This is a genomic window from Cellulomonas fengjieae, assembly GCF_018388465.1.
In the GTDB taxonomy this organism is placed as follows: Bacteria; Actinomycetota; Actinomycetes; order Actinomycetales; family Cellulomonadaceae; genus Cellulomonas; species Cellulomonas fengjieae.
Genome location: NZ_CP074404.1, coordinates 2,751,930 through 2,778,819, shown reverse-complemented (window position 1 = coordinate 2,778,819; position 26,890 = coordinate 2,751,930). Strand labels below are relative to the sequence as shown.

Annotated in this window: 21 protein-coding genes; 7 read left to right on the top strand and 14 right to left on the bottom strand. The window is 74.2% G+C overall.

The window, feature by feature from the left end:
* Window position 1: 1 nt before the first annotated feature.
* The 10 genes from KG102_RS12725 to KG102_RS12680 all read right to left on the bottom strand — a co-directional run bounded on the left by KG102_RS12725 (window position 2) and on the right by KG102_RS12680 (window position 10,931).
* On the bottom strand, window positions 2-991 hold the full coding sequence (locus KG102_RS12725) for a hypothetical protein (RefSeq protein WP_208288516.1): 990 nt from the start codon (window positions 989-991) through the stop codon (window positions 2-4).
* 246 nt (window positions 992-1,237) lie between these two features.
* Window positions 1,238-2,476, bottom strand: coding sequence for an ABC transporter permease (locus KG102_RS12720; protein WP_208211956.1), 1,239 nt, complete (start codon window positions 2,474-2,476; stop codon window positions 1,238-1,240).
* Window positions 2,473-3,252: an ABC transporter ATP-binding protein gene (locus tag KG102_RS12715; protein WP_208211954.1), complete on the bottom strand. Its 780-nt coding sequence runs from the start codon at window positions 3,250-3,252 to the stop codon at window positions 2,473-2,475. The genes KG102_RS12720 and KG102_RS12715 overlap by 4 nt, the downstream gene beginning before the upstream one ends.
* Window positions 3,249-4,268 (bottom strand): efflux RND transporter periplasmic adaptor subunit, encoded by a 1,020-nt coding sequence (locus KG102_RS12710; protein WP_208288517.1) that lies wholly within the window; start codon window positions 4,266-4,268, stop codon window positions 3,249-3,251. Before KG102_RS12710 ends, KG102_RS12715 begins: the two co-directional genes overlap by 4 nt.
* A gap of 254 nt (window positions 4,269-4,522) precedes the next feature.
* Complete coding sequence (gene galK, locus KG102_RS12705) at window positions 4,523-5,722, bottom strand: galactokinase (protein WP_208288518.1); 1,200 nt, start codon at window positions 5,720-5,722, stop codon at window positions 4,523-4,525.
* Window positions 5,719-6,894 carry a galactose-1-phosphate uridylyltransferase gene (gene galT / locus KG102_RS12700; protein WP_208211948.1) on the bottom strand — a complete coding sequence of 392 codons (1,176 nt, stop codon included), beginning with the start codon at window positions 6,892-6,894 and terminating at the stop codon, window positions 5,719-5,721. The genes galK and galT overlap by 4 nt, the downstream gene beginning before the upstream one ends.
* Entirely contained in the window at window positions 6,891-7,676 is a 786-nt protein-coding gene (locus tag KG102_RS12695; RefSeq protein ID WP_208211946.1) for a DeoR/GlpR family DNA-binding transcription regulator, read from the bottom strand. Before KG102_RS12695 ends, galT begins: the two co-directional genes overlap by 4 nt.
* A 252-nt stretch (window positions 7,677-7,928) precedes the next feature.
* Entirely contained in the window at window positions 7,929-9,068 is a 1,140-nt protein-coding gene (locus KG102_RS12690; protein WP_208211944.1) for an Mrp/NBP35 family ATP-binding protein, read from the bottom strand.
* 26 nt (window positions 9,069-9,094) lie between these two features.
* Complete coding sequence (locus KG102_RS12685; RefSeq protein ID WP_208211942.1) at window positions 9,095-9,631, bottom strand: DUF1003 domain-containing protein; 537 nt, start codon at window positions 9,629-9,631, stop codon at window positions 9,095-9,097.
* The gene (locus tag KG102_RS12680; protein ID WP_208211940.1) at window positions 9,624-10,931 is read right to left on the bottom strand and encodes a magnesium transporter MgtE N-terminal domain-containing protein; all 1,308 of its coding nucleotides are present in this window, start codon (window positions 10,929-10,931) and stop codon (window positions 9,624-9,626) included. Before KG102_RS12680 ends, KG102_RS12685 begins: the two co-directional genes overlap by 8 nt.
* A gap of 79 nt (window positions 10,932-11,010) precedes the next feature.
* Between KG102_RS12680 and KG102_RS12675 the strand changes: the two genes are divergently transcribed.
* Window positions 11,011-11,709, top strand: coding sequence for a general stress protein (locus tag KG102_RS12675; RefSeq protein WP_208211938.1), 699 nt, complete (start codon window positions 11,011-11,013; stop codon window positions 11,707-11,709).
* A gap of 209 nt (window positions 11,710-11,918) precedes the next feature.
* On the opposite strand, the gene KG102_RS12670 is transcribed toward KG102_RS12675, so the two are convergent.
* Entirely contained in the window at window positions 11,919-13,445 is a 1,527-nt protein-coding gene (locus KG102_RS12670) for an aminopeptidase P family protein (RefSeq protein WP_208288519.1), read from the bottom strand.
* Between the two features lie 82 nt (window positions 13,446-13,527).
* On the opposite strand from KG102_RS12670, the gene KG102_RS12665 reads away from it, so the two are divergent.
* Window positions 13,528-14,370 carry a PHP domain-containing protein gene (locus tag KG102_RS12665; protein WP_208211935.1) on the top strand — a complete coding sequence of 281 codons (843 nt, stop codon included), beginning with the start codon at window positions 13,528-13,530 and terminating at the stop codon, window positions 14,368-14,370.
* Window positions 14,367-14,990, top strand: coding sequence for a MarC family protein (locus KG102_RS12660; RefSeq protein ID WP_208211933.1), 624 nt, complete (start codon window positions 14,367-14,369; stop codon window positions 14,988-14,990). Before KG102_RS12665 ends, KG102_RS12660 begins: the two co-directional genes overlap by 4 nt.
* A gap of 55 nt (window positions 14,991-15,045) precedes the next feature.
* Here the strand turns inward: KG102_RS12660 and KG102_RS12655 are convergent, their stop codons facing one another.
* The gene (locus KG102_RS12655) at window positions 15,046-16,767 is read right to left on the bottom strand and encodes a DEAD/DEAH box helicase (RefSeq protein WP_208289020.1); all 1,722 of its coding nucleotides are present in this window, start codon (window positions 16,765-16,767) and stop codon (window positions 15,046-15,048) included.
* A 351-nt stretch (window positions 16,768-17,118) separates the two neighbouring features.
* Between KG102_RS12655 and KG102_RS12650 the strand changes: the two genes are divergently transcribed.
* Entirely contained in the window at window positions 17,119-17,829 is a 711-nt protein-coding gene (locus KG102_RS12650; protein ID WP_208211930.1) for a ferritin-like fold-containing protein, read from the top strand.
* A 54-nt stretch (window positions 17,830-17,883) separates the two neighbouring features.
* Here the strand turns inward: KG102_RS12650 and KG102_RS12645 are convergent, their stop codons facing one another.
* Together KG102_RS12645 and KG102_RS12640 are read right to left on the bottom strand one after the other, a co-directional pair.
* The gene (locus KG102_RS12645) at window positions 17,884-18,108 is read right to left on the bottom strand and encodes a DUF3107 domain-containing protein (protein ID WP_208212666.1); all 225 of its coding nucleotides are present in this window, start codon (window positions 18,106-18,108) and stop codon (window positions 17,884-17,886) included.
* A gap of 94 nt (window positions 18,109-18,202) precedes the next feature.
* Window positions 18,203-18,823, bottom strand: coding sequence for a TetR/AcrR family transcriptional regulator (locus tag KG102_RS12640; RefSeq protein ID WP_243883900.1), 621 nt, complete (start codon window positions 18,821-18,823; stop codon window positions 18,203-18,205).
* A gap of 95 nt (window positions 18,824-18,918) precedes the next feature.
* Between KG102_RS12640 and KG102_RS12635 the strand changes: the two genes are divergently transcribed.
* The 3 genes from KG102_RS12635 (at window position 18,919) to KG102_RS12625 (ending at window position 26,775) form a co-directional block, all read left to right on the top strand.
* Window positions 18,919-19,863, top strand: coding sequence for a DUF3152 domain-containing protein (locus KG102_RS12635; protein ID WP_249667315.1), 945 nt, complete (start codon window positions 18,919-18,921; stop codon window positions 19,861-19,863).
* Between the two features lie 64 nt (window positions 19,864-19,927).
* The gene (locus KG102_RS12630) at window positions 19,928-23,128 is read left to right on the top strand and encodes an ATP-dependent helicase (RefSeq protein WP_208288520.1); all 3,201 of its coding nucleotides are present in this window, start codon (window positions 19,928-19,930) and stop codon (window positions 23,126-23,128) included.
* Window positions 23,125-26,775 (top strand): ATP-dependent DNA helicase, encoded by a 3,651-nt coding sequence (locus KG102_RS12625; protein ID WP_208288521.1) that lies wholly within the window; start codon window positions 23,125-23,127, stop codon window positions 26,773-26,775. The genes KG102_RS12630 and KG102_RS12625 overlap by 4 nt, the downstream gene beginning before the upstream one ends.
* Window positions 26,776-26,890: the final 115 nt, after the last annotated feature.

The window sequence follows — 26,890 nt, the reverse complement described above, 5'->3', positions numbered from 1 at the left end:
CTCACTCGGACGCCTGCGCCGCCTTCTCGACCATCGCGTCGAGTCGCTCCTTGTTGGCGTCGATGAACTCCTGCTCGATCGCGAACTGCGCCTCGAGCGCGGCCTGGCCCGCACGGGTGCTGTCCTGGCAGATCCGGTCGGCGGTGGCGGTGGCGAGCTCCTGCTCGGTGATCTCGTCGAGCGCCGCCTCGTCCTGCATCCCGGTCTCCTCGTCGTACGGGATCGCCTCCATCAGGTCGAAGATGCTCTGCTGGGCCTCCTGCGGGTTGGCGAAGTCGTACCCCTCGTCCGCCATGCACTTCGCCCACTCCGCGTGGGCCTCGACCATGCGCTCGTCCGTCTGCGAGTCCGTGTAGAGGGTGGACATCTCGTCCGCCAGGTCCTTGAACTCCGGGTCGTCCCAGATCTGGCTGCCCTCGTACACCTCGTGCTGCGCCTTGCCCTGGCAGCCGCCCGTCGTCCAGTCGTACTCCGGGAGCTCGGCCTCGGCGTCGATCGGCTCCTCGGACACGACCTGCGCACCGTAGAGAGCGGCGTAGAAGGCCTCCTGCTCGCTCTCGCTCATGGAGGCGACATAGTCGGCGTTCGCGTCCACGTACTCGTCGGCGCCCTCGTTGACGGGCAGGTCCTCCCACGTCGTGGCCCCGTACCCGTACTGCTGGGCGAACTCGAGGGTGTCCCACGCGGGCATGTCGCCGTCGCCCCCCTCGAGGCTCCGGTTCATCCCCGACGTGTCCTGCGGCGTGTACTCGAAGCCCTCGTCCTGCATGCAGGCGGCGACGATCTCCTCGGACCGGGCCGCCTGTGCGTCCGCGGCGGACTCGTCCTGGGACCCGCCCATCGCCTCCCAGTACTTGGTGAGCGGGCTGTCCCGGTAGGTGAGCGTGGCGTCGTCCGACGGGCCCTCGCCCCCGCCGGCGCCGCAGCCGGAGAGCAGCGCCAGGGCGACGGCCCCGCTGGTGATCGCTGTGACGACCGGCGTGGTTCTCATGATGTCGGGCCCCTTCGGCGCGCTGGAGTCATGGTCCTGCTCACTGGTGCCGACGAAACATAGCGCTCGGCGCGGCGGCATGTACCACGTTTCGGACGGAACCGCGAGACGAGCGCCGGGTATCCGCCCCTCCGCGGATACCCGGCGCTCGCGGTTGCTGCGCCAACGGCACGCCCCGAGGCTAGGGAAGCCGTCCCCCCGGGCACATCCACCGCAAGGTGTAGAACCGTCGCGGGCGGTCATCCTTCAGTAGCGGATGGCGTCGATCACCTTGACCCGCACGGCGAACGTCGCGGGGATCAGCCCGGCGAGGGCGCCCACGCCCACGGCGGCGGCCATCCCGACCAGGGCCGCGCTGACGGGGAAGGGCGGCATGTCCTGGATCCCGCTGCCGAACATCCGCTCGATCGGGACGTTCTTGATGATCGCGACCGCCAGCACCACGCCCACCAGCCCCGCGACCACCGTGGCCACCACGGACTCGAGCAGCACCCCGAAGAACACCCGTCCCGACGTGGCGCCGAACGACCGCCGGATGCCGATCTCACGGATCCGGTACCGCACGGTCACCAGCGCGATGTTGACCAGGCCGAGGCCGCCGAGCAGCAGCGCGAACCCTCCGACCCCGATCCCGACCCACTTCGTGGCACCGTCGAGCGACTGGTCGCCGTAGTTGTTGTCGGACACGCCCACCTCCCAGCCCGGGAGGGCGGCCACCAGGTCCCGCTCGATGCTCGCCGCGATCGCCTGCGACTGGTCGGCGGGAACCCACAGCCGCATCGAGGGGACCTGGGCGGGCATCCCCGCCGAGGCGTCGCCGGACCCGCCGGCCTGCGCGCCCGACCCGTCGGGGCCGATCCAGCGGTGGAGCTGCTCGTACAGCACGAAGGCGGACGGCTCCGCGTCGACCCACTCGTTGCGCACGACGCCGATCACCGACGCCGTGACCGGGGCGCGATCGCCCAGCTGGACCGTGGGGTGCGAGGACAGGTCCGCCAGTCCGAGCGCCTCGAGGAACGCCTGGTTGACGACGAGTGTCGGTGCCAGGGCGTCGTCGTCCGCGTCGGTGAACCAGCGGCCCTGCTCGGGCACCACGCGGTTGATGGTGCCGTGGTCCGCATCGACCGCCCGCACCTCGGTCGTCCGGGTGCCGTCGGGGAAGCGGAACAGCGCCTGGGTCCACTCGTCGCGGCTGGCATAGGTGATGTCGTAGCGCTCCAGCACGCGCTCGAACTCCTCGTCCCAGCCCGTCGGCGCGACCGCGTCCGGGGTCTGGGGCCAGGCGCCGACGTTGAGCGTGATGCTCCGGCCCGCCTGGCGCTCGGTCTGCTCCTTGAAGGACTGGTTGAGCATGGAGACGAGCGCCGTGACGCCCGTGATGGCAGCGACCGCGCAGGCCACGCCGATGAGCGCCAGCAGGACGCGCAGCCGGTGGATGCGCAGCTCGCCCCAGGCCTCGACGATCGCACCGACCACCCCGGTCACGCGCGGACCTCCGCGTCCGGCAACCGGCGTTCGGTGTGCGACGAGCGGTCGGCCACGAGCGGCACGTCGCCCACCCACTCGGACGTGGTGTCCAGCGAGATCGGCAGGAGGACCCCCTCGGCGAGGCGGTACTGCCGCTCCGCGCGGGCCGCGACGGCCAGGTCGTGCGTGATCGTGACCAGGGCGGCGCCGGTCTGGGACGCGATCTCGTCGAGCAGGTCCATGACCTCGCCGCCGGTCTCCACGTCGAGCGCCCCGGTGGGCTCGTCGGCGAGGATCACCCGAGGACCGCGCACGAGCGCGCGGGCGATCGCCACGCGCTGCTGCTCGCCGCCCGACAGCTTCTCGGGCATCGTGTCCAAGCGGTCGCCCAGCCCGACGCGCTCCAGCATCTGCGCGGCGAGCCGGGTGCGGGACCAGAACTGCCGGCCGCTGGCGTAGAGCAGGGGAGCGGCCACGTTCTCCAGGGCGGTGCGGCCCGGCAGCAGGTTGAACTGCTGGAACACGAAGCCGAAGTCCCGGCCGCGCCGCTTGGTGCGCGCGCCGTTCGAGAGGGTGCCGATGGGCACACCCTCCAGCAGGTACTGCCCGGTCGTCGGCGCGTCGAGCAGGCCGAGGATGTTGAGCAGCGTCGACTTCCCGGTGCCGGAGCGGCCCACGATGGCGACGTGCTCGCCGGCGTCCACCGCGACGGTCACGCCCTGCAGGATGTGCAGCAGGCGGTCGTCGGGCAGCCGGACCGAGCGGGTGACGTCGGTCAGCTCGAGGAGGCTCATCCGCCGCACGCAGCCGGGTCGTAGTCGACGTCGCAGTCCACGGGTCTTCCCGTACCGCCGGGCACCGGGATGAACTCCAGCACGGTGTCACCCGCCGCGAGGCCCTCGGTGATCTGCACGTGCTGGCCGTCCGTGAGCCCGAGGCCCACCGCGCGCTTCTCGTTGGTCCCGTCCGCGGCGACCACCCAGACGTTGCCCTTCTGCACGGTGCCCTGCACGGCCGTGATCGGGACGACCACGGCGTCGGCGGCGGAGCCGTTGGTGATCTCGATCGTCGCGCCCAGCCCCGGGAACGCGGTGACCTCGGCCGGGATGGCGCAGGTGATGATGCCGGACGCACTCGCCGCGGCGGTCTCGTCCGCGTCGGAGCCGGCGCTCGGAGCCGCGCCGACCCGCAGGTTGGTGCACTCGAACGGGGCGGGCCCGCCGTTGAGGGTGACGCTGGCCTGGGTCGGGGCGCCGACGAGTCGGTACTGCTGGTCGGGCGTCAGCGTCCCGGTGACCGACAGCGTGCCCGGGGCGACCTTGCCGATCTCGTCGCCCACGGCCACCACCTGATCCTTGAGGGTGGGGAGGGTGAGCGTGCCGGCGATTGGTGCCGTGACGGTCTCGACGACCACCTTGGGCTTGCGCTCGGTCGTCGTCACCTCACCGGTCTCGGGGTCGGTCTTCACGACCGGGTCCTGCGGCGTCTCCTGGCGGATGGTCAGGATGGGGGTGCCGGCGGCCACGGCCGCGCCGTTCCCGACGAGCAGCTTGGACACCGTGCCGGCCAGGGTCGCCCGCACGACGACCGCGGGGTCGGCGACGACCGACGCCTGCACGCTCACGGCGTTGGTCACGGTGCCGGTGGCCACCTCGACGGTCGGCTCCATGACCGCGCCCGTGGGTTGGAGCGAGGTGTCGACGGTGCTCACGTCCGCACCGGCGAAGGCGATCTTCACCAGGGCGGCCGCGATGATCGCCCACAGGATCAGGCGGATGGTCGGGAAGATGATCCGGCGGGTGACCCCCACGGTCGGGCTCCTCGTGTCGATGCGGCAGGTGTTCCGGGAACGTATCGGCGCCGCCGTGAGCAGGGGATCCGTCGTGAGGATGATCTGCTCGCGCGGGCACCGCGTTACCGTGCGCCGAACACTACTGCGCGATGTGCACTACCGGGCACACGTGAGCCCGCGTGTCGAGATCGTGGGTTCGGCACGAGCTCGTGCATGCGCAGCCACGATCTCGCGCCGAACCCACGATCTCGCGGGCGCCGGGACTGGCCGGCTCAGCTTGCGGGGGCCGACGCCGTCGCCACCAGGAAGCCCGGGGCGCGCAGGCCGGCGTCGGCGAACGCGTCCGCGACGGCGTGCGCCACGCGGTCCACCTCGTCCGCGGCGACCAGCGCGATCGCCGACCCGCCGAACCCGCCACCGGTCATCCGCGCACCGAGCGCACCGGCCGCGCGCGCCGTGTCGACCACCAGGTCGAGCTCGCGGCAGGACACCTCGTAGTCGTCGCGCAGGGAGGCGTGCGACTGGTTCATGAGCGTCCCGATCAGGCTGACCTCGCCCGCGTCGAGCAACGCGACGAACCAGGTGACCCGGTCGATCTCCGTCACGACGTGCCGGACCCGTCGCACCTGGTCCTCGTCGTCGAGCTTGTCGAGCGCCCACTCCAGCCCGCGGGGGTCGCTGTTGATCTCCCGGAGCGTCTCGACGCCCAGGGTGGCGGCAGCCGCCTCGCACGCCGCCCGACGCGCCGCGTACTGGCCGTCCACCAGAGCGTGCTCGGCGCGGGTGTCGACGACGAGGAGGGCCAGGTCGTGCGCCGCGAGATCGAACGGCACGTGCCGGACCGACCCGTCGAGGCAGTCGAGCAGGAGCGCGTCCCCCTCGCGGGCGCGCAGGGCCGCGGCCTGGTCCATGCCACCGGTGGGCGCCCCCGCGATCTCGTTCTCGGCGCGCACGCAGAGGGCGGCCAGCGTCGTGCGGCCCTCGTCGGACCCCTCGAGGCCCAGGCCGAAGACCGCGTCGAGCGCCACCGCGACCGAGGCCTCCAGCGCGGCCGACGACGAGAGGCCAGCGCCGTACGGCACGCACGAGTCGATCGCGACGTCGAACCCGCCGATGGCGTGCCCGGCCTGCCGGAGCGCCCAGGCGACACCGACCACGTAGCCCACCCAGCCGTCGACCGCGCCGGGCGCGACGTCGGCGAGGTCGAGGGTGCGCAGCCCGGTCGGCTCCTGTGCGGAGACCAGGCGCACCAGGTCGTCGTCGCGGCGGCGGACCGCCGCGTAGGTGCGGTGGGGGAGCGCGATCGGCAGGCAGAGGCCGCCGTTGTAGTCCGTGTGCTCACCGATGAGGTTCACGCGGCCCGGGGCCGACCAGGTGCCCTCGGGCTCGGTGTCGAACCGGGTCCGGAACACGCTCGCGGCGCGCTCCGCGCCGTCGGTGGGTGCCCAGTCCTCGAGCCAGTCGATGCTCATGCCAGCTCCTGCAGTCGGGTCGCGATGCGCTCGGGGGTGGTGTCGCTGATCCAGGCGCCCATGCCGGACTCGACGCCCGCCAGGTACTTGAGCTTGCCCGGCGCGCGCAGCACCGAGAACAGCTGCAGGTGCAGGCGCGAGTCGTCCCGGCCCTCGCGGGTCGGGGCCTGGTGCCAGCCGGAGATGTACGGCAGCGGGATGGGCTCGCCGTCGGGTCCGACGAAGAACCGGTCCAGCCGCTGCAGCAGCGTCAGGTACACGCTCGACAGGTCGTCGCGCTCCGCGTCGGTCAGCGCCGGCAGGTCGGGCACGTCGCGGCGCGGCGCCAGGTGCACCTCGACGGGCCAGCGCGCGGCGAACGGCACGTAGGCCACCCAGTGCTCCGACTCCAGGACGATGCGCTCGCCGTGCGCCAGCTCGGCGTCCAGGACGTCTCGGCCCAGCAGGCGTCCGGTGCGCTCGCGGTGGGCGCGCGCCTGCGCCAGCATCGCGGTCGTCTTCGGCGTGATGTACGGGAACGCGTAGATCTGGCCGTGGGGGTGGTGCAGCGTGACGCCGATCTCCTTGCCGCGGTTCTCGAACACGAAGACCTGCTCGATGCCGGGCAGGGCGCTGAGCGCCTCGGTCCGCTGCGTCCACGCCTCCACGATCGTGCGCATCCGCTTCGGGGAGACCGTGCTCAGCGACGCGCTGGAGTCCGACGAGAAGCAGATGACCTCGCACCGACCCGCGGCCGGCCGCACCGTCCACAGCGGCTCGCCGTCGCGCTGCACGGGCGCGTCCGGGACCCCGGGGATCGCCAGCAGGGAGGGGAACCGGTTCTCGAACACGACGACGTCGTAGTCCTCGGCCGGGATCTCGCCGTCCTGGTACACCGCTCCGGGCTTGGCGGGCGCCAGGGGGTTGGCGTCCGCCGGGGGCAGGAACGTGCGGTTCATCCGGTGGGCAGCCATCGGGATCCACTCGCCGGTCAGCGGGTCGCGCCGCAGCTCCGGGCCGGTGACCGGCTGCGCCACGCCGTCCGGGCCGGGCACGGGCGCGAACCTGTCCGGCAGCGGGCGGGCATCGACCAGCGTGCGCGTCGCGCCGCCGGACACGTACGGCTCGGAGTCGTCGAAGTAGATGAGCTCGCGACCATCCGCGAGCGTGGTCGGGGTGATGCGGACGTTCACAGGGTGGCTCCATCGGTGGCGACCGTGACCAGGGTGGTCGCGGTCAGGTGTCGTCGGGCGTCGGGGGGCAGGCCGTCGTCGGTGAGCAGGGTGTCGACGTCCTCCAGCGGGGCGATGCGGGCCAGGCCGACGAGGCCCCACTTGGTGTGGTCGGCCAGGACGGTGGTCGCGGCCGCGCACGCCATGAGCGCGCGGTCCGTGGCGGCCTCCGCGAGGTTGGGGGTGGTGAGTCCGCTGGCATCGAGCCCGTGCACGCCGAGGTAGGTGCGGTCGACGCGCAGGTTGGCCAGCGTCGCGTCGGCGACGGGCCCGACGAGCGCGTCCGACGGCGTGCGCACCCCGCCGGTGAGGATCACCTCGATGCCGGCCACGTCCTGGAGCGCGTCGGCGATGCGCAGCCCGTTCGTGACGATCGTGAGCCCTTCGACGCCGGAGCCCGCGAGCAGCTCCGCCAGCAGGTACGTCGTCGTCCCCGCGGACAGCGCGATCGCCTGACCCGGCTGGATCGTGGCCAGCGCGGCCCGGGCGATGGCGGCCTTCTGCGGACCGGCGAGCGAGCGCTTGGCCTCGAAGCCCGGCTCGTCGGTGGGTCGGCCCCCGACGGTGGGCGCGACGGCGCCGCCGTGCACGCGCCGGACCAGCCCGGCGCGAGCGAGCTCGGCGATGTCGCGCCGGACGGTCATGTCCGAGACGTCGAGGCTCTCCACCAGGTCGGCCACGCGAGCGGCTCCCTCGGCGCGCACGGCGGCGAGGATCCGCTCCTGACGCTGCGACGCAAGCATGTGAACATGCTCGCACACAATCCAACAGGCTCACACACGTGGTGGGCGTGGCTGCCGTCTACGGGACCGTCGCACCTGTCCGATGGAGCCGCGCTTGTGGCGGATGGGACAGGCGGGACTGCCGGGCCGCCCCAGGGGCCACTCCCGTACCAGGTGCACCAGGAGCGGCCGGATCGGATACGCGCGGCCGGCTGCGGCGGGCCGGCTGGCGCCGGTCGGCCACCTGCCGACGGGTGAGTCGGGGCTGCCCGGCTACCGGCCGGCCGGGGTGAGGCCCAGGGAACGGCCGGCCAGGCCGCGGCGGCGGGCGGTCAGCGACCGGGCCACGCCGACCAGGGCCTGCGCAGCGGGGGACTCCGGCGCGCTCAGGACCACCGGGGTTCCCGCGTCACCCGCCTCCCGCAGCCGCACGTCCAGCGGCACCTGCCCGAGCAGCGGCACCTCGCCACCGGTGATCCGGGAGAGGTTGTCGGCGACGGTCTGACCGCCGCCGGCGCCGAACAGCTCGAGCCGCGACCCGTCCGGCTGCTCGAGCCAGGACATGTTCTCCACGACGCCGACCACGTGCTGGCGCGTCTGCACGGCCACGGAGCCGGCGCGCTCGGCCACCTCCGCGGCGGCCAGCTGCGGCGTCGTCACCACGACCAGCTCCGAGCCGGGAAGCAGCTGCGCCACGGAGATCGCGATGTCCCCGGTGCCGGGCGGCAGGTCGAGCAGGAGCACGTCCAGGTCGCCCCAGAACACGTCCGCGAGGAACTGCTGGAGCGCGCGGTGCAGCATCGGTCCCCGCCACACGACGGGCTGGCCGGGCGGGACGAACATGCCGATCGAGACCACGAGCACGCCGAACGCCTCGGGCGGCAGCAGCATGTCGTCCACCCGGGTGGGCTGGCGCGTGACGCCGAGCATGCGCGGGATGGAGAACCCGTAGATGTCGGCGTCGACCACGCCCACCTTCAGGCCGTCGGCGGCCATCGCGACCGCGAGGTTGGCGGTGACCGACGACTTGCCCACGCCGCCCTTGCCCGACGCGATCGCGAACACCTTGGTCAGCGAGCCGGGCTGCGCGAACGGGATGACCGGCTCGCTGTCCGTGCCCCGCAGCAGCGTCCGCAGCGCGGTGCGCTGCTCGGCCGACATCACGCCGAACACCACGGAGACGTCGGCGATGCCCGGGACCGTCGCGGCCGCGGCGCTGACGTCGCGCGTGAGCGTGTCCTTGAGGGGGCAGCCCGGCGTCGTCAGGTCGATGCCGACCGTCGCGCGCGTCCCTGCCACCTCGATCGACCGGACCATGCCGAGCTCCGTGATCGGGCGTTTGATCTCGGGGTCGAGGACGTGCGTGAGCGCCTCGCGGAGGGCGTCGAGCAGGGGGTCGGTGGGCTCCGGCATGGGGTCCATCGTAGGTGCCGAGCGGACTAGCCCCGGGGGGCCTTCCGTCCTCGGTCGGACCCCTCGTGACCTCTGTCGGACTCGGCCTCGCGCTCCACCGTCAGGTCCTCGAGCATGTTGCGCAGCTCGGAGCGGACGAAGTCGCGGGTGGCCACCTCGGACAGCGCGATGCGCAGCGCAGCCATCTCACGGGCCAGGAACTCCGTGTCCGCCAGGTTGCGCTCCGCGCGCTGGCGGTCCTGCTCCGCCTGCACCCGGTCGCGGTCCGTCTGCCGGTTCTGCGCGAGCAGGATGAGCGGCGCGGCGTACGAGGCCTGCAGGGAGAGCATGAGCGTCAGGGCGGTGAAGCCGTTGGCGGACTTGTCGAACCGCACGTCCGGGGGTGCCCAGACGTTCCACGCGATCCAGACCAGGCAGAACAGCGTCAGGTAGATGATGAACCGCGGCGTGCCCAGGAACCGCGCGATGCTCTCGGAGACCTTGCCGGACGCGTCCGCGTCGAGCTGCGGCCGGCGGATGAACCGCCGGCGGGTCTCCAGCGGCGTGTCGAGGCGGTCAGCCACGGGCCACCCCCGGACGGTGGATGCCGAGCTCGTCGGCGTCGGAGAAGTTCCCTTCGTCGTCGGTCTCGCGCCAGTCCTCGGGCAGCAGGTGGTCGAGGACGTCGTCCACCGAGACCACCCCGAGCAGGCGCCGTTCCGAGTCGACGACGGGCAGTGCGAGCAGGTTGTACGTCGCCAGGTTGCGGGTCACGGACAGCAGCGGCGCGTCGACCTGGATGGACTCGATGTCGGTGTCCACGATCGAGCCGATCGCCTCGTGCGGGGGCTCGCGCAGCAGCCGCTGCAGGTGCACGACGCCGATGAACCGGCCCGTGGGGGTCTCCAGCGGCGGCCGGGCGACGAACACCATCGACGCCAGCGCCGGGGTCAGGTCCTGGCGACGCACGTGCGCGAGCGCGGCGGCGATCGGGGTCTCGGGGCCCAGGATCACCGGCTCGGTGGTCATCAGACCACCTGCGGTGTTGTCCGCGTAGGCCAGCAGGCGGCGCACGCCCTTGGCCTCCTCCGGCTCCATGAGCTCGAGCAGCTCCGCGGCCTGCTCCTTGGGCAGCTCGCCCAGCAGGTCGGCGGCGTCGTCGGGCTGCATCGCCTCGAGCACGTCGGCAGCACGGGTGAGCGCGAGCGCCTGCAGGATGCCCACCTGGTCGTCCTCGGGCAGCTCCTCGAGCACGTCGGCCAGGCGCTCGTTGTCCAGCGCCCGGGCCACCTCGAGGCGACGGGTCAGGCCGAGGTCGTGCAGGACGTCGGCGAGGTCCGCCGGCTTGAGGTCCTCCCACTGCGCGAGCAGGAGCTCCGCACCCTGGGCGGCGGTCGCCTGACCGAGCCCGGTGACCTCGTCGACCGACACGAGCAGCGTCTCGCCGCGGCGGCGCAGGATGCTCGAGCGGCCGGGGGTCTGGCGCCGGACGAAGAGCTTGGACACCACCCAGTCGCCGTTGCGCTGCAGCTCGATGGCCACGTCCTCGATGGTGGCGGGGCCCGAGCCGTCGACGAACTCGACGGTCCGGTCCAGCAGCTCGCCCACGACGAGCGTCTCGAACGTGCGCTGCTCGAAGCGGCGCATGTTCACCAGACCGGTCGAGATGACCTGACCGGAGTCGACCGCGGTCACGCGGGTGAGCGGCAGGAAGACCCGGCGCCGGGCGGCCACCTCGACGACCAGCCCGACCGCTCGGGGCGCGCCCTTGGGACGCACCAGCACGACGACGTCGCGCACCCGTCCCACCTGGTCACCGAGGGGGTCGAACACGTTGGTCCCGGCAAGGCGCGCGACGAACACCCTGGTACCGACGCTGCTCACGTCGGTCAGCCTAGACCGGGCGCGGGAGATCCCGGTCGTCGGCCTGGCGATCCACCCCCCGCTGGGGGAGGATCGCGGCATGTCGCTCTCCGGAAACACCCGCACGCCGAGCACCCCGACGCCTCCTCAGGGAGAGGTCGTAGCGTCCTACGCCACCTATCTCGAGGCGCAGAAGGCGGTCGACCACCTGGCGGACAGCGCGTTCGCGGTGCAGCTGGTGACGATCGTGGGCACCGACCTGAAGATGGTCGAGCGCGTGACCGGCCGGCTGTCCTACCCGCGGGTGGCGCTGGGCGGGTTCCTGTCGGGCGCCTGGTTCGGCCTCTTCGTCGGCCTGCTCCTGAGCCTGTTCAGCGCGCCCGGGACGCAGAGCCCGCTCGTGCCCGCGATCTTCATCGGTGGCGCGTTCGGCCTGCTGTTCGCCGTCCTGACGTACTCGTTCTCACGGGGGAAGCGCGACTTCACGTCGACGAGCCAGATCGTCGCCTCGTCCTACGCGGTCCTGTGCCGCCAGGAGCAGGCGCACAAGGCCCGCGAGCTGCTGCGCGAGATCGGTGGGGTCCAGTCCGGCTGGCCGGCCCGTCCGGCCGCACCCGTCACGACGACGAACCCGTCGGACCCGTCGGGCACGTACCCGCAGGCTCCCAGCTCCCAGCCGTGGGGCTCTCCGTCGGTGCCGCCCGTCGGGCCGCCCGCACCACCCGCTCCGCCGAGCGGACCGCCCGCCGACCAGCCCGGGAACGCCGCGCCGCCGAGCGGGCCGCCGACCGGGCCCTGAGCCGCTCACGCCAGGTCGGTGCCGGGTCCACCTGCGGCGCGTCCGGCCGTGCGCTGAGTGACAGGCTGTTCATCTCGCGCTTCCAGAGCAGTAGGGCCAGATGCGGTCCGTCCATGGTTGCCTCCTGTGGGGGATGGTGCTCTCACAGGGGGTGACGCGGGCGGGCCGAGCCGATCGACACGGGTCGGCAGAAGGAGCGGGCGACAGGCTCAGCGGCCGAGCAGCCCCGCCATCCAGGCCTCGACGGCGTCCGGCTCGCGCGGCAGCGCCGCCGACAGGTTCTCGTTCCCGTCCGCGGTGACGAGGACGTTGTCCTCGATCCGCACGCCGATGCCGCGGTACTCGGCCGGCACGAGCAGGTCGTCCGACTTGAAGTACAGACCCGGCTCGATGGTGAACACCATGCCGGGCTCCAGCACGCCGTCCAGGTAGAGCTCGGCCCGGGCCTGTGCGCAGTCGTGGACGTCGAGGCCGAGGTGGTGACTGGTGCCGTGCACCATCCAGCGGCGGTGGTGCTGGTTCTCCGGCTGGAGCGACTCCTCAGCGGTCACCGGCAGCAGACCCCACTCGGCCAGCCGCTCGGCGATGACCTGCATGGCGGCGCTGTGCACGTCGCGGAACCGCGCCCCGGGCACCGCTGCGGCGAAGCCGGCGTCGGCGGCGTCGAGGACGGCCTGGTAGACGCGGCGCTGGACCTCGGTGAACGTCCCGTCGACCGGCAGGGTGCGTGTGAGGTCGGCGGTGTACAGCGAGTCGACCTCGACGCCGGCGTCGACGAGGACCAGCTCGCCCGCGCGCACCTGGCCGTCGTTGTCCGTCCAGTGCAACGTCGTCGCGTGCTCGCCGGCGGCCGCGATGGTCTCGTAACCGACCGCGTTGCCCTCCTGGCGGGCGTGGCCGAGGAACGTGCCCTCGATCACCCGCTCACCGCGCCGGTGCGCGACCGCGTCGGGAAGGGAGCGCACGATCTTCTCGAAGCCCTCGATCGTGGTGGCGACCGCGAGGCGCATCTGCTCGAGCTCGTAGGCGTCCTTCACGAGCCGCAGCTCCGAGAGGGCCTCGGCCAGCACGTCGTCGCGCTGCCCGGCCGCCTCGGTGGCGCGGATCTGCTCCACCAGCTCCTCGATCGCCTCGTCCGCGTCCGGCACCACCCGCACCTGCACGCCGCCCTCGCCGACGTCCTTGGCCAGCCCGTCGGGCAGGTCGTCGAGGTGCAGGGTACGGATCCCGGTGAGCGTCTCGAGGTCCTCGAGCGTGGGGCGCGCGCCGACCCAGAACTCGCCGCTGCGGGAGTCGGAGAAGAACTCCTCGGTGTCCCTGCCGGCCAGCGGACGGATGTACAGCGCGGCCCGGTGGCCGCTGCCGTCGTCCCCGGTGCCGTCCTCGACCGGGTGCAGGACCAGCACCGCGTCCGGCTCCTGCTCGACGCCCAGACCGGTGAGGTGGGCGAACGCCGAGTGGGGACGGAAGCGGAAGTCGGTGTCGTTCGAGCGGACCTTCAACGTGCCGGCGGGAACGACGAGCCGCTCGCCGGGGAACTTCGCGGACAGCGCCGCCCGGCGGGCCGCCGTGTGCTCCGCGGCGGGGCTGCGCTCCAGGGTCGACGACGGCCGCTCGCCCCAGCCGGAGGTGATGAACCGGACGAACTCCGCCGAGCGCGGACGCTGCGACCTGTTGCTGCCCCGGTCGGCGAGCGGCTGGGCGGTGGTGGTCTCGGGAGTCAGGTCCTCGCTCATGGCACCCATCTTCCCATCCCGGCCGGACGTGGTGCCGAGCCGCCGGTGCGGAGGGTGGCTCGGGCGCGGATAGCGTGAGGTCGTGCTCATCGACCTGCATACCCACTCCACGGCGTCCGACGGGACGGATGCCCCGGCACAGGTCGTCCTCGACGCCGCGACCGCCGGCCTGGACGTGGTGGCCCTGACGGACCACGACACGACGGCGGGGTGGGACGAGGCGGCTGACGCCGCACGGGAGCACGGCGTCGCGCTGGTCCGCGGGACGGAGGTCTCCGCCCGCTCCAGCGGCATCAGCATCCACCTGCTGTCCTACCTGCAGGACCCGACGCATCCCGCTCTCACCGCCGAGCTGGACCGCACCCGGGAGGCCCGCGTGGGCCGCGCCCGTGCCATCGTCGACCTGCTCGCCGCCGACTACCCGATCACCTGGGACGACGTGCTGGAGCACTCCCGCGACGCCGTCGTCGTCGGCCGCCCGCACATCGCCGACGCCCTGGTCGCGCGCGGCGTCGTGCCCGACCGGGACGCCGCGTTCACGCACCTGCTGGCCTCCAGCGGGCCCTACTACGTGCCGCACTACGCGCCCGACGGACCCGATGCCGTGCGCGCGATCCGGGCTGCCGGCGGGGTCCCCGTCTTCGCGCACCCCGGCGCGGACGGGCGCGGCCGGATCGTGCCGGACCGGGTGTTCGACCGCCTGGCGGCGGCCGGGCTGGCCGGCATCGAGGTGCACCACCGCGACCACTCCCCGCAGCAGCGGGCACGGCTCACGGCGATCGCCGACCGGCTCGGCCTGTTCGTCACCGGGTCCAGCGACTACCACGGTGCAGGGAAGGCCAACCGGCTGGGAGAGAATCTCACGGCGCCCGAGGTACTCGGGGCGATCGAGGAGCAAGGCATGACGAAGGTGGTTCGGCCGTGAGTAACGTGTTCGACGCGTATCTGTTCGCGTCGGTCTTCATCACCCTGTTCGTGATCATGGACCCGCCCGGGGTGGTGCCGATCTTCCTCGGCCTCACGGGCGCCATGACGCGCCAGCAGCGCAACCGGGCAGCGCGCCAGGCGGTGCTCGTCGCGCTCGGGGTGATCGTCGCGTTCGCCCTGTTCGGGCAGTCGCTGCTCGACTACATGCACATCACGCTGCCCGCGCTGCAGGCCTCCGGCGGGCTGCTCCTGCTGCTGATCGCGATGGAGCTGCTGACCGGCAAGATGGAGGAGCCGCAACCCTCCGGGAACGGCAAGGTCAACGTCGCGCTGGTGCCGCTGGGCACCCCGCTGCTCGCGGGCCCCGGGGCCATCGTGGCGACCATGGTGTTCGTCCAGCAGTCCGAGAAGACCCTCGTCGACTGGGTCACCATCGGGCTCGGCGTGGTCGCGGTGCACGTGGCCCTGTACCTGGCCATGCGGTTCGCCAACGTCGTCAACCGCGTGCTGGGCGACTCGGGGACGATCCTGGTCACGCGCATCGCGGGGCTCCTGCTCGCCGCGATCGCCGTCCAGCTGGTGGCCGACGCGGTGACCGCCTTCGTCAAGGCCGCGTAGGCGCACGAAAGGGGCGCGGCTCGTCGAGCCGCGCCCCTTTCGTGCGTGTCCTGAGTCAGCCCTCGGTGGCGGTCGCCTGCGCGGCGCCGTCCTGCCCGCTGCGCGTCCGGCGGCGGTTGCGGCTGCGGCGGCTGGTGCCCTCAGCGGAGGTGCCCTCGGCCGCGGCCGGACCGTCGGACGCCGACGCGGGCTGGGTCACGTCGGACCCGCCCTCCGCGCGACCGCGCCCGCGACCGCCACGGCGGCGGCGCGCGCCGCCCTCACGGCCGTCGCCGGTCTCGTCGCCGGCGCTCGGAGCGCTCGGCTCGGGCGTGCGGGCGACCGGCTCCTCGGTGCGCCGCGGGGCGGACGCCCCGGAGCGCGAGTCGCTGCCCCGACGCGAGTCGCCGCGCGAGTCACGGCCGTTGCCGCGGATCTGGTCGGAGTGCGAGCCGCCCGGGCGCCCGCCGCGCTTGCCGGTCTCGCCCAGGTCCTCGAGCTTCTCGGCGCCCAGCCCCTCGCGGGTCTGCTGCGCCTTCGGCAGCCGGCCCTTGGTCCCCTCGGGGATGTCGAGGTCCGCGTAGACGTGCGGTGAGCTGGAGTAGGACTCGATCGGGGCGGGGATGCCCAGGCCGAGCGCCTTGTCGATCAGGCCCCAGCGCGGGATGTCGTCCCAGTCGACGAACGTGACGGCCGTGCCCTTGGCACCCGCGCGGCCGGTGCGGCCGGTGCGGTGCAGGTACGTCTTCTCGTCCTCGGGGCACTGGTAGTTGATGACGTGCGTGACGGCCTCGACGTCGATGCCGCGGGCCGCGACGTCGGTGGCCACGAGGACGTCGACCTTGCCGTGCCGGAACGCGCGCAGGGCCTGCTCGCGGGCGCCCTGGCCGAGGTCGCCGTGCAGGGCGCCGGCGGCGAAGCCGCGCTCGACCAGGTCGTCGGCCACCTTGGCGGCCGTGCGCTTGGTGCGGGCGAACACGATCGTCAGACCGCGGCCGCGCGCCTGCAGGATGCGGGCCAGCATCTCGACCTTGTCGAGGGCGTGGGCGCGGTAGACGACCTGCTTGATGTTCTTGACGGTCTGGCGGCCGTCGTCGTCCGGGTCGGCGGCACGGATGTGCGTCGGCTGCGTCATGTAGCGGCGCGCCATCGCGACGACGGCGCCCGGCATGGTGGCCGAGAACAGCATCGTGTGGCGGCTGGCGGGGGTCGCCGACAGCAGCGTCTCGACGTCGGGCAGGAAGCCCAGGTCGAGCATCTCGTCGGCCTCGTCGAGCACGACGGCCTTCACGTGCGACAGGTCGAGGTGCTTCTGCTTGAGCAGGTCGATCATGCGGCCCGGGGTGCCGACGACCACGTCGACGCCGTCGTTCAGGGCGGCGATCTGCGGCTCGTACGCGCGGCCGCCGTAGACCTGCAGCACGCGCACGGACCGGCGCGAGGACGCGGTGGCCAGGTCACCGGCCACCTGCACGGCGAGCTCGCGCGTCGGGACGACGACGAGCGCCTGCGGCTTGCCGGGGTGGGCCAGCTGGTCGTAGCCCTCCTCGCCGGGGGCGACGACGCGGTGCAGCAGCGGGACGCCGAAGCCCAGCGTCTTGCCGGTACCGGTCTTGGCCTGGCCGATGATGTCGTGGCCGGAGAGTGCGACCGGCAGCGTCATGGCCTGGATGGGGAACGGGTGCGTGATGCCGGCATCGGCCAGCGCCTGCACGATCTCCGGGCGGACGTCGAAGTCCGCGAACGAGGCCTCCACCGCCTGCACGGAGGACCAGGTGTTCTTCAGGGGTCGGGTCATGGGCTCGGCCAGAGCAGAGACCTGCTCCGGCGACTCGTCTGTGGTGGTCACGAGGACTCTTCACTGCGAAGGGTGGTGTGCCGCGCGCGCCGGGGCCGACGGGTGTCGGAGCGTCCCGGGCGACAGCGGAGTTCACCACGCGGGTTGGCCGGCAGCCGATCGTGCAAGTCGACTCGCGCGCGTCGTCCGGACGGGTCCGGGGCTGCGCGAGAATGGGTCTGATCGTCGAGCTAACGGGAATACCGAGACGACCGGGCAACCGAATTACCTGCACAGTCTATCCGACGGGACCGCCACGTCGGGTGCACCCCGCCGTGCGGCCCGCCAAGGCCCCGGGGCTACGATCCTCGGATGACGACGACGCACGCACAGACCGGTGCCGAGCCGCTCCCCGCCGCGGGCTCCGCGGACCTCGCGGACGCGATCGAGCTCCTCGGCCTCGTCGCCCAGCTCGAGCACATGGCCTTCGTACGGCTGGCCGCGGACTCGGCGCTCGCTCCGACCATCGAGCAGCGCCTCGAGCTCAGCCGGTTCGCGTCGGCCGCGGTCGCCCGCCGTGACCGCGTGCTGGCCCGCATCGGCGAGATCGGCGGCGACCCGGTCGCCGCCGTCCGCCCCTACGACGGGGTGCTGGACGACTTCGACGCGCGCACCCCGCCGAGCTCGTGGTGGGAGCGGCTGCTGAAGGCCTACGTGGGGTACGGCGTGGCCGACGACTTCTGCCGCCTCGCGGCCGAGGGCCTCGACGAGGAGTCCCGCACGCTGGTGCTCGAGGTGCTCGACGACGCCTCGCACGCCGAGCTGGCCGTCGCGGAGCTCGACGCGGCGGGGTCGAAGGACGGGGTCCTGACCGCCCGGCTCGCGCTGTGGGGCCGCCGGCTCGTCGGCGAGGCGCTGGGCGTGGTCCAGCGGCTGCTGGTGCAGCACCCGGCCCTGGTGCGCCTCGTCGCCCTGGGCTCGGCCGGCCCGCAGGCGGCGCCGGCGAACGCCCCGAGCAAGCTCTTCGGCGAGCTCACGGCCCAGCACACGCGGCGCATGAGCCGGCTCGGTCTGACCGCCTGACCACGCGCGAGAGCCCCGCCGGAACCGGTCCGGCGGGGCTCTCGTGTACGTCGGTCAGATGTTGCCGAAGCCGACGCGGCCCTTCGTCTCGGAGCCGATCTCCACGTAGCCGAGGCTCGCGGTCGGCACGATGACGCGTCGACCGCGCGTGTCCACGAGCTCCAGGGCCGGCCGGCCGCTCAGCGCGGCGGCCACGGCGGCGGCGACCTCGTCCGGCGTCTGGTCGGACTCGAGACTGATCTCCCGCGGCAGGTTCTGCACGCCGATGGTGATCTCCACCGTCATATCCTTCACGTCCTTTACTCCACGCTGTGGCTTCTCAGGTCGTACCTGGTGTGCCACAGCCCGGTGGGCCGCGGCACGTGGTCCGATCCTAGGCGTCCTCGTAGACGAAGTCGGGCCGGATCAGCGCGGACACCCCTCCCCAGGCCACCTGGGTCACCAGGTGGACGGTGCGCTCGGCGCTGACCTCGGTCGGCTGGCGCAGGCGGTACGTCGCGGCGCCCTGCGCCATCGAGATGAGCGAGACGGCGAGGATGCTCGCCTCCTCCAGCGGCAGGGCCGTGACCTGCGACAGAACGACGGCGATGCGCCGGGCGGCCTCCGAGGACGCGCGCTCGACCCGGGCCCGGACGTCGGCGTCGTGGGTGACGTCGGACTCGAAGAGCAGCGCGGAGGACTCTCCTGCGCCCTCGACGAACATGACGTACGCCTCGACGATCGCCGAGATGACGTCGCGTCCGTCACCGCGGCGGACCGGCCCCTGCTCGATCGCGGAGACGGCCGTCTCGACCGCCACGAGCAGGTCCGCCCCGTTCTGGTCGACGACCGCCAGGTAGAGGTCGAGCTTGGAGGGGAAGTGGCGGTACAGGACGGGCTTGCTGACCTCGGCCCGGTCCGCGATGTCGTCCATCGAGACGTGGTGGAACCCCTCGGAGGAGAACAGCTCCTGCGCGATGCGCAGGACCTGCGCTCGGCGTTCGTCACGAGCCATGCGAGGGCTCCTCGCCCGCGGGTTCGTGTCGCCTGTCCCGTCCGTCATCCCGCGATGGTAGCGACGACAGGTGTCCGGGATGCGACGATGTCCCGGTGACGACCCCGGAACCGCTCGGGACGGACCAGGGACCGGTGCGAGCACGCCGACTCCGCCCGGTCCCTCGTCGGGGTACCCGCAGGGTCCGTCGCGGGCCGTCGCGCGCCGGCCGGACGGTCCCGGCGCTGGTCGCGGTCGCGCTGGGCCTGTCCGTCGGTGTCGGGACCGGGCTGTGGACGGAGCACCGGCCGCGGACGTCGGCGGCGGCCGAGGAGGCACCCGCGGCGGCGGCACTGCCCGGCGCGGACGCGGTCGAGAGGTTCGGCGCGCAGAGCCGGTCCGGGGACCGCGCGATGCTGGCGCCCGACCCCGTCGAGGTACCGCTCGGCATGCTCCCCAGCGAACCGCCTCCGGGCATCGTCGCGCTCCCACCCGGCCTCACCGCGCAGGACATGGCGGCCGGGCTGCTGTCCGCCGACATCCCCGAGTCGGGTGCGGGGACGTTCAGCGTCGTACCCGGCACCGACCCCGGACCGGGCACCGGCGCCGTACGCACCGTGCGCGTCGAGGTCGAGGACGGGCTGGCCGTCGACGGGCCGGCCTTCGCGGCGACCGTCATGGCGACGCTGAACGACCCGCGCGGCTGGGGCGCCGACGGGTCGCTCTCCTTCGCCCGCACCGACGGCGCTGCCGAGCTGCGGGTGCTCCTGGCCTCACCGACGGCGGTCGACGACCTGTGCGCCCCGCTCGACACGGCCGGCGAGGTGTCCTGCGGGACGCGGGGGCACGCGGTGCTGAACCTGCGCCGCTGGGTGCTGGCGACCGAGGAGCTCGCCGCCGACAAAGTGCTGTACCGGCAGTACCTGGTCAACCACGAGGTCGGGCACCTGCTCGGTCACCGGCACGAGCGCTGCTCCGGGCCGGGCGAGCTGGCGCCGCTGATGCAGCAGCAGTCGTACCGCGCGGCGCCCTGCATCCCCAACGCGTGGCCGTTCCCCTGACCGTCTGACCCGCCCGCGCGGGTCGTGCGTCCCGGTGTCGGTGGCTCGTGATGGGATCGTTCGTGTGACCAGCTCTCCGCCCGGCCTGCGCCTCGTGCGTCCGGCTCTCGCGGACGTCCCCGCGGGTGGGCCGGGGGCCACGGTCCAGCTCGATCCCGAGCAGGCGGCGGCGGTCGCCGCGACGGACCCCGCGGTGCTGGTGCTCGGTGCGCCCGGCACCGGCAAGACGACGGTCGCGCTCGAGACGGTCGTGGCGGCGGTGGAGGGCGGGCTGTCCCCCGAGGACGTGCTGGTGCTCGCCTCCGGGCGCCGCGCGGCCGCGGACCTGCGCGACCGGGTGTCCGCGCGCCTGCGACGGACGTCGGGCCGCCCGCTCGTCCAGACGGCGGCGGCGGCCGCGTTCTCGGTCCTCCGTGCGCGCGCGTCCCTGCTGGGAGAGCCGGTGCCGACGCTGGTGTCCGGCGCCGAGCAGGATCTCCTGATCGCCGACCTGCTGGCCGGGCACGCCGCGGGCGAGGGCGTGCCGCTCGCCTGGCCGCCCGAGGTGCGCCCGGACGTGCTCGGCCTGCGCCCGTTCCGCGACGAGCTGCGCGACCTGCTCATGCGCGCGGCGGAGCGCGGCCTGAGCCCGGTCGACCTGGCGGCGCTCGCCCGGTCGCACGGCCGGCCCGTCTGGGCCAGCGCCGCCCGGCTGTACGAGGAGTACCTCGACGTGGTCGAGCTGCGCACCGGCACCCCGGACCTGGGCGCACGGCTGGATCCCGCGGTGGTCGTCGACGAGGCCGCGCAGGCCCTGCTCACGTGGGACGACGAGCTCCCGGGTTCCCGGCCGCGCTGGCGGCTGGTCGTGGTCGACGACCACCAGGAGAGCACGACGGCCACCGCGCGCCTGCTGCGGGTGCTGGCCGACGACGGCGCCCGGGTGGTGCTGCTCGCGGACCCCGACGCGGCCGTGCAGACGTTCCGCGGTGCCACGCCGTCGCTGGTCGGCCGCGCCGGCCTGCACGGACCCGGCCCGGGGGAGCTGGGCGCGCGCACGATCGTCCTGCGCACCGCGTGGCGCCACGATGCCGGGCTGCGGTCCGTGGCCGGCCGGATCGCGGAGCGTGTCGGCGCGGTCGGCGGCGTGCAGCACCGCCGTGCGGGCGCGGCGCGCCCCGGCGCGGGCGACGTGCGGGTGGCCGTGCTGCCGAGCACCGCGCAGGAGGCGGCGTTCGTGGCGCACGCGCTGCGCAGCGCCCACGTCGAGGAGGGTGTCGCGTGGGACGCGATGGCCGTCGTGGCGCGCTCCGGTGCACAGGTGACCGCGCTGCGCCGTGCGCTCGCCGCCGCGTCGGTGCCGGTGAGCGTGCTGGGCAGCGACGTCCCGCTGCGTGAGGAGCCGGCGGTCCGGCCGCTGCTCGACGCGATGCGGGTGAGCGTCGGCGCCGCTCCGCTGGACGCGACCACGGCCGCCCGGTTGGCCTGCTCACCGCTGGGCGGGCTCGACACCGTGGGCCTGCGGCGGGTGCGCCGGGCGCTGCGCACCGACGAGCTCGCGGCGGGTGGCGGGCGCACCAGCGACGCGCTGCTGGTCGAGGCCCTCGGCTCCGGCGAGCCCGCGGACCTGCCCGGCGGCGCGCGGCCGATCGGGCGGCTGGCGCGGGTCCTGGCGGCCGGTCGCGAGGCGGCGGCGCAGACCGGCGCCGACGCGCAGACCGTCCTGTGGGCGCTGTGGCGCGCGGCCGAGCAGGCCGACCCCTGGCGACGGTCGGCGCTCGCGGGCGGTGCGGCGGGGGAGCGGGCGGACCGCGACCTCGACGCCGTGCTGGCCCTGTTCCGTGCGGCGGAGACGTTCGTCGACCGCATGCCGCGCTCGACGCCGGCCGCGTTCGTGGACTGGTTGCAGGCGCAGGACCTCCCGTCGGACTCCCTGGCGGCACGCGCGCGCAGGGCGTCGGTCCAGGTGCTCACCCCGGCCGGCGCCGCGGGGCGGGAGTGGGACGTCGTCGTGGTCGCCGGGGTGCAGGAGGGGTCGTGGCCCGACCTGCGGCTGCGCGACTCGCTGCTCGGCGCGCAGGCGCTGGTGGACCTCGTCGCGGGCCGCTCGGTGCCCGGCGCGTCGGACGACGCCGAGGCGGCCGCCGCTGCGCGCGACGCGGTGCTGGCGGACGAGCTGCGCTCGTTCCTGGTGGCGTGCTCGCGCGCGCGCCGTCGTCTGCTGGTCGCCGCAGTCGACGACGCCGACCACCAGCCGTCACCGTTCCTCGAGCTGGTGGACCCCTCCGGGGACGAGGCCGAGACCCGACGCACCAGCGTGCCCGCTCCGCTCGACCTGCGGGGACTCGTCGCGCAGCTGCGGGCCCACCTCGAGCAGGCGGCGGTGGACGGTGTCGAGCCGGACCCGGCGGCCGCGCGCACGCTCGCACGGCTGGCCGCCGCCGACGTCACGGGAGCGGACCCCGCGCAGTGGTCCGGGCTCGCAGCGCCGTCGAGCGACGCGCCGCTGTGGGCGCCGGACGAGCGGGTGCCGGTCTCGCCGTCCAAGGTGGAGACCGCGCAGCGCTGCGCCCTGCGGTGGGCGCTGGAGGCCGCCGGCGGCACGTCGTCGGCCAGCGGGGGGCAGAGCCTGGGCACGCTGCTGCACGCGATCGCGCAGGAGCACCCGCAGGGCACCGAGGAGCAGCTGTCCGCGGAGCTCGACCGACGGTGGGGTGAGCTGGGGCTCGGCGCCGGCTGGCCCGCGCTCGCCACCCGGCGCAAGGCGGACGCGATGGTGCACCGGCTCGCCGTGTACCTGCGGACGTCCGGCAGACCGCTCCTGGTCGAGGGCGCCTTCGCCCTTGACACCGACCGCGCGTCGCTGCGCGGCTCGGTCGACCGGATCGAGCTCGTGCAGGACGACGACGCCGGGCCGGTGGTGCGCGTGGTCGACCTGAAGACCGGCGCCAGCCCACCCAGCGTGAGCAAGGCGGCGGAGAACCCGCAGCTGGGCGCCTACCAGCTGGCGGTCGACGCGGGCGCGTTCGAGGGCCTGCCCGAGGGGGCGACCAGCGGTGGTGCGCAGCTGGTCTTCCTCGGCACCGGCGCGACCGCCGTGACGCGCTCGCAGGACGCGCTCGGGCCCGAGGTGGACGGCCCCAGCTGGGCGCGCACGATGGTCGACCAGGTGGCGGACCGCATGGCCGCGTCGACGTTCGAGGCGACCGCCAACGACCTGTGCGACCGGTGCCCCGTGCGCCGGTCCTGCCCGGTCCGCGGCGAGGGCGGGCAGGTGGTCGCGTGAGGCTCTCCGCGGAACAGATCGCTGCCCTGGTCGGCCAGCCCTCGCCCACGGACGAGCAGCGCGTGGTCATCGAGGCGCCGCTCGGCCCGTCGCTGGTGGTGGCGGGTGCCGGCTCGGGCAAGACCGAGACGATGGCGGCGCGGGTCGTCTGGTTGCTGGCGAACGGTCTGGTGGAGCCGGAGCAGGTGCTGGGGCTGACCTTCACCCGCAAGGCGGCGGGCGAGCTGGCCGAGCGGGTGCGCAAGCGGCTGCGCACCCTGGCCCGGTCGGCCGCGGCCGAGGGCGTCACCCTCGGTGGCCAGGTCGACCCCGAGCGTGCTGCCGGGCTCGCGGGGCTGGCCCGCCCGACGATCTCCACCTACAACTCCTACGCGGCATCCCTCGTGGCCGACCACGCCCTGCGGATCGGCCTCGACCCGTCCGCGCGGCTGCTGGGCGAGGCCGCGCAGTGGCAGCTGGCGTCCGAGGTGGTGGAGGCGTGGAGCGACGACCTGGACACCGACGCCGCGACCTCGACCGTGATCGAGGCGGTGCTCGCGCTGTCCGGTGCGCTCGACGAGCACCTGCTGGACGCAGCCGGTGCCCGGTCGGGGATCGAGGCCATCCTCGAGGCGCTCGCCGCGACGCCGCCCGGCACGCCGCCGCGCGAGCCGTACGCGGACGTGAGGCGGCTGATGCGCTCGCTCGGCGAGCGCGTCCGCGTGCTGGACCTGGTCGCGGAGTACCGGTCGCGCAAGCGCGCGGCCGACGCGATCGACTTCGGCGATCAGGTGGCGCTCGCCGCGCAGCTCGCGCTGGACGTGCCGGAGGTGGGTGCCGGTGAGCGGCAACGGTTCCGCGTGGTGCTGCTCGACGAGTACCAGGACACCTCCTACGCCCAGCTGACGCTCCTCGGAGCGCTGTTCGGCGGTGGCCACCCGGTGACCGCGGTGGGCGACCCGCACCAGTCGATCTACGGGTGGCGTGGCGCGAGCGCCGGTGGCCTCGAGGGTTTCCCGACGTCCTTCCCGCAGGTCCACGCGGACGGCTCCCGCTCCCCGGCGGACGTGCACCAGCTGTCGACCTCGTGGCGCAACGACCGTGTGATCCTCGCCGCGGCGAACCACGTCGCGGCGCCCCTGCGTGCCGCCGCGACGCGGGTGGCCGTGCCGGTCCTGGCCGCCCGGCCGGGGGCGGGCGAGGGTCGGGTGCACGCGCACGTCGGCGAGACGGTCGAGGACGAGGCACGGGCGGTTGCCGAGTTCGTCCGCGAACGCTGGCGGCCGGCGGGTCCCGGACGCGACCGGGTCACCGCCGCGGTGCTGTGCCGCAAGCGGTCCCAGTTCGAGGTCCTGCGACGGGCGCTGCGGGACGCCGGGCTGCCGGTCGAGGTGGTCGGGCTCGGCGGGCTGCTGTCCGCTCCCGAGGTGGTCGACCTCGTCGCGCTCCTGCAGACGGCGCACGACCCGTCGCGCGGGGATGCGCTCATGCGCCTGCTCACCGGGGCGCGCACGCGGCTGGGCGCCTCGGACCTGCACGCGCTCGCGGCCTGGTCCGGCGAGCTGGCCGCGCGGCACGGTGGCACGGCCCGCGGGCGCGCTCGTGGTGTGCCGCTCGACGGCGTCACGGGCGACGGCACGGCGGGCCCGGGTGCCGGTGAGGGCGCGGCGGGCACGGGCGTCGGCGACGTCGAGGCGGGCACGGATGCCGACGACGTCGTCGTCGAGGCGGACGCCGTGGACGAACGCAGCATCGTGGATGCGCTCGACGCGATCACCGAGCTGCCCGTCGAGGGCTGGACCAGCCGTGGCGGCCGGACCCTCAGTGCGGTGGGCCGGGCCCGGCTCGCGGACCTGGCGGCGACGCTGCGGGTGCTCCGCTCGCATACGTACCTGTCGGTGCCGGAGCTGGTCGGGGAGGCCGAGCGACTCCTGGGCCTGGACATCGAGGTCGCCGCGCGGGCGCGCACGTCGCCCGGCCGTGCCCGGGCGCAGCTCGACGCGTTCCGGGACGTGGCCGTGGAGTTCGCCCGCTCGGCGGACCACCCGAACCTCGGCGGGTTCCTCGCCTGGCTCGAGGCGGCCGACAGCCGAGAGAACGGCCTCGACATGCCGGTCTCCGAGCCCGATCCCGACGCGGTGCAGCTGATCACCGTGCACGCGGCCAAGGGGCTCGAGTGGGACGTCGTCGCGGTGGCCGGTCTGGTCGACGGCGGTCTGCCCGCCACGGCCACCCAGGGCAAGGACGGACCGAAGGACTCGGCCTGGCTGACCGGCCTCGGGTCCCTGCCGTACCCGCTGCGCGGCGACCGTCACGACCTGCCGGTCTTCGCCTACGCCGGCGCGGAGGACCCCAAGGAGCTGGAGGAGCGGCGCAAGCAGTTTGTGCTCGACGCCGGGGACCACCAGGTCGCGGAGGAACGGCGGCTGGCGTACGTCGCCCTGACTCGCGCGCGCTCCGACCTCCTCCTCACCGCGGCGTGGTGGGGCGACGGCACGCGCGTGCGGAAGGTCTCGACGTTCCTCACCGAGCTCGCGGAGGCCGGCCTCGTCGAGGCGGCCGGCTGGGAGCAGCCTCCGGACGCGGCGGGGAGCAACCCCCGGGCGTCGCTCGTGCTCACGGCGACGTGGCCAGCGGACCCGTTCGGCACCGAGAGCGGGCCGAGCAGGCGCACGCACGTCGAGGACGCCGCCGACCGGGTCCGCGCCGCGATGGCGGCGCACGCCCAGGGTGCGGCGCAGGCCAGCACGCAGGACGGGGAGGAGTCGCTCCCGCACCCCTGGGAGGTGCTGGCCGACCGCCTGCTCGCCGAGCGTGAGCGCGTCCGCACGCCGTCGGGCGAGGTGGAGCTGCCCGCGCACCTGTCCGCGTCAGCGCTGGTGCGGCTCGAGGGTGACCCGGCGGAGTTCGCTCAGCACCTGCGCAGGCCCGTGCCGGCGGAGCCGTCGCCGCAGGCGCGGCGCGGCACGCGCTTCCACGCCTGGGTCGAGGGCTGGTACGGCCGCGCGTCGCTGGTGGACGTCGACGCCCTGCCGGGTGCCGACGACGACTCGGCGGTGGTCGACCTGGACGAGCGGGCGCTGCGTGAGGCTTTCCTGGCCACGGAGTGGGCGGACCGGTCGCCGGTGGCCGTGGAGGTCGACATCGAGATCTCGGTGGAGGGCTACGTGCTGCGCTCCCGGATCGACGCGGTCTTCCCGGACACCGGCACCGGCACCGGCACCGGCACCGGCACTGGCACGAGCACGAGGACCGGCACGGTTACCGGTGCCGACGCGGGCCGACCGGACGGGGTGGTGGTCGTCGACTGGAAGACCGGGGCGCCACCGAAGGACGAGACCGCCCGTGCGGCCCGCGAGCTGCAGCTGGCCGTCTACCGCCTCGCCTGGTCGCGCTGGACGGGCACCCCGCTCGAACGCGTCCGTGCGGCGTTCTGCTACGTGGGCGCGGGAGTCACGGTGTACCCGGAGCGGCTGCTCGACGAGGCGGAGATCGCCGCGCTGCTCCGCGCGACCACGCGGACGGACGGCCCGCAGGGTGCCGATGCCGTCGCGCCGCGCGTCAACCGCCCGGGCGCCCGGGCGAACGCGGGCGGGCGGCGTCGAGCGGGCTGGGAGCGGCCGAAAGCCGCGCCACGCGCGGCGCCGACGCTGTTCGACACCGACTGAGGGGGCCGGGGTGCTCGGAGCAGCCGGGCGTGAGCAGCTCGCCCCGGCGGCCTATGAACTCGGCGCCCCACCCCTCGCCGGGGCGGTGGTGCCGGACGACACCGGCCGGCAGCGT

Bases quoted from the DNA above. Each gene is read 5' to 3' on its own strand.
- KG102_RS12725 (WP_208288516.1), bottom strand. From the start codon at position 991: ATGAGAACCACGCCGGTCGTCACAGCGATCACCAGCGGGGCCGTCGCC.
- KG102_RS12715 (WP_208211954.1), bottom strand. From the start codon at position 3,252: ATGAGCCTCCTCGAGCTGACCGACGTCACCCGCTCGGTCCGGCTGCCC.
- galK (WP_208288518.1), bottom strand. From the start codon at position 5,722: ATGAGCATCGACTGGCTCGAGGACTGGGCACCCACCGACGGCGCGGAG.
- KG102_RS12695 (WP_208211946.1), bottom strand. From the start codon at position 7,676: ATGCTTGCGTCGCAGCGTCAGGAGCGGATCCTCGCCGCCGTGCGCGCC.
- KG102_RS12690 (WP_208211944.1), bottom strand. From the start codon at position 9,068: ATGCCGGAGCCCACCGACCCCCTGCTCGACGCCCTCCGCGAGGCGCTC.
- KG102_RS12675 (WP_208211938.1), top strand. From the start codon at position 11,011: ATGTCGCTCTCCGGAAACACCCGCACGCCGAGCACCCCGACGCCTCCT.
- KG102_RS12670 (WP_208288519.1), bottom strand. From the start codon at position 13,445: ATGAGCGAGGACCTGACTCCCGAGACCACCACCGCCCAGCCGCTCGCC.
- KG102_RS12655 (WP_208289020.1), bottom strand. From the start codon at position 16,767: ATGACCCGACCCCTGAAGAACACCTGGTCCTCCGTGCAGGCGGTGGAG.
- KG102_RS12650 (WP_208211930.1), top strand. From the start codon at position 17,119: ATGACGACGACGCACGCACAGACCGGTGCCGAGCCGCTCCCCGCCGCG.
- KG102_RS12640 (WP_243883900.1), bottom strand. From the start codon at position 18,823: ATGGCTCGTGACGAACGCCGAGCGCAGGTCCTGCGCATCGCGCAGGAG.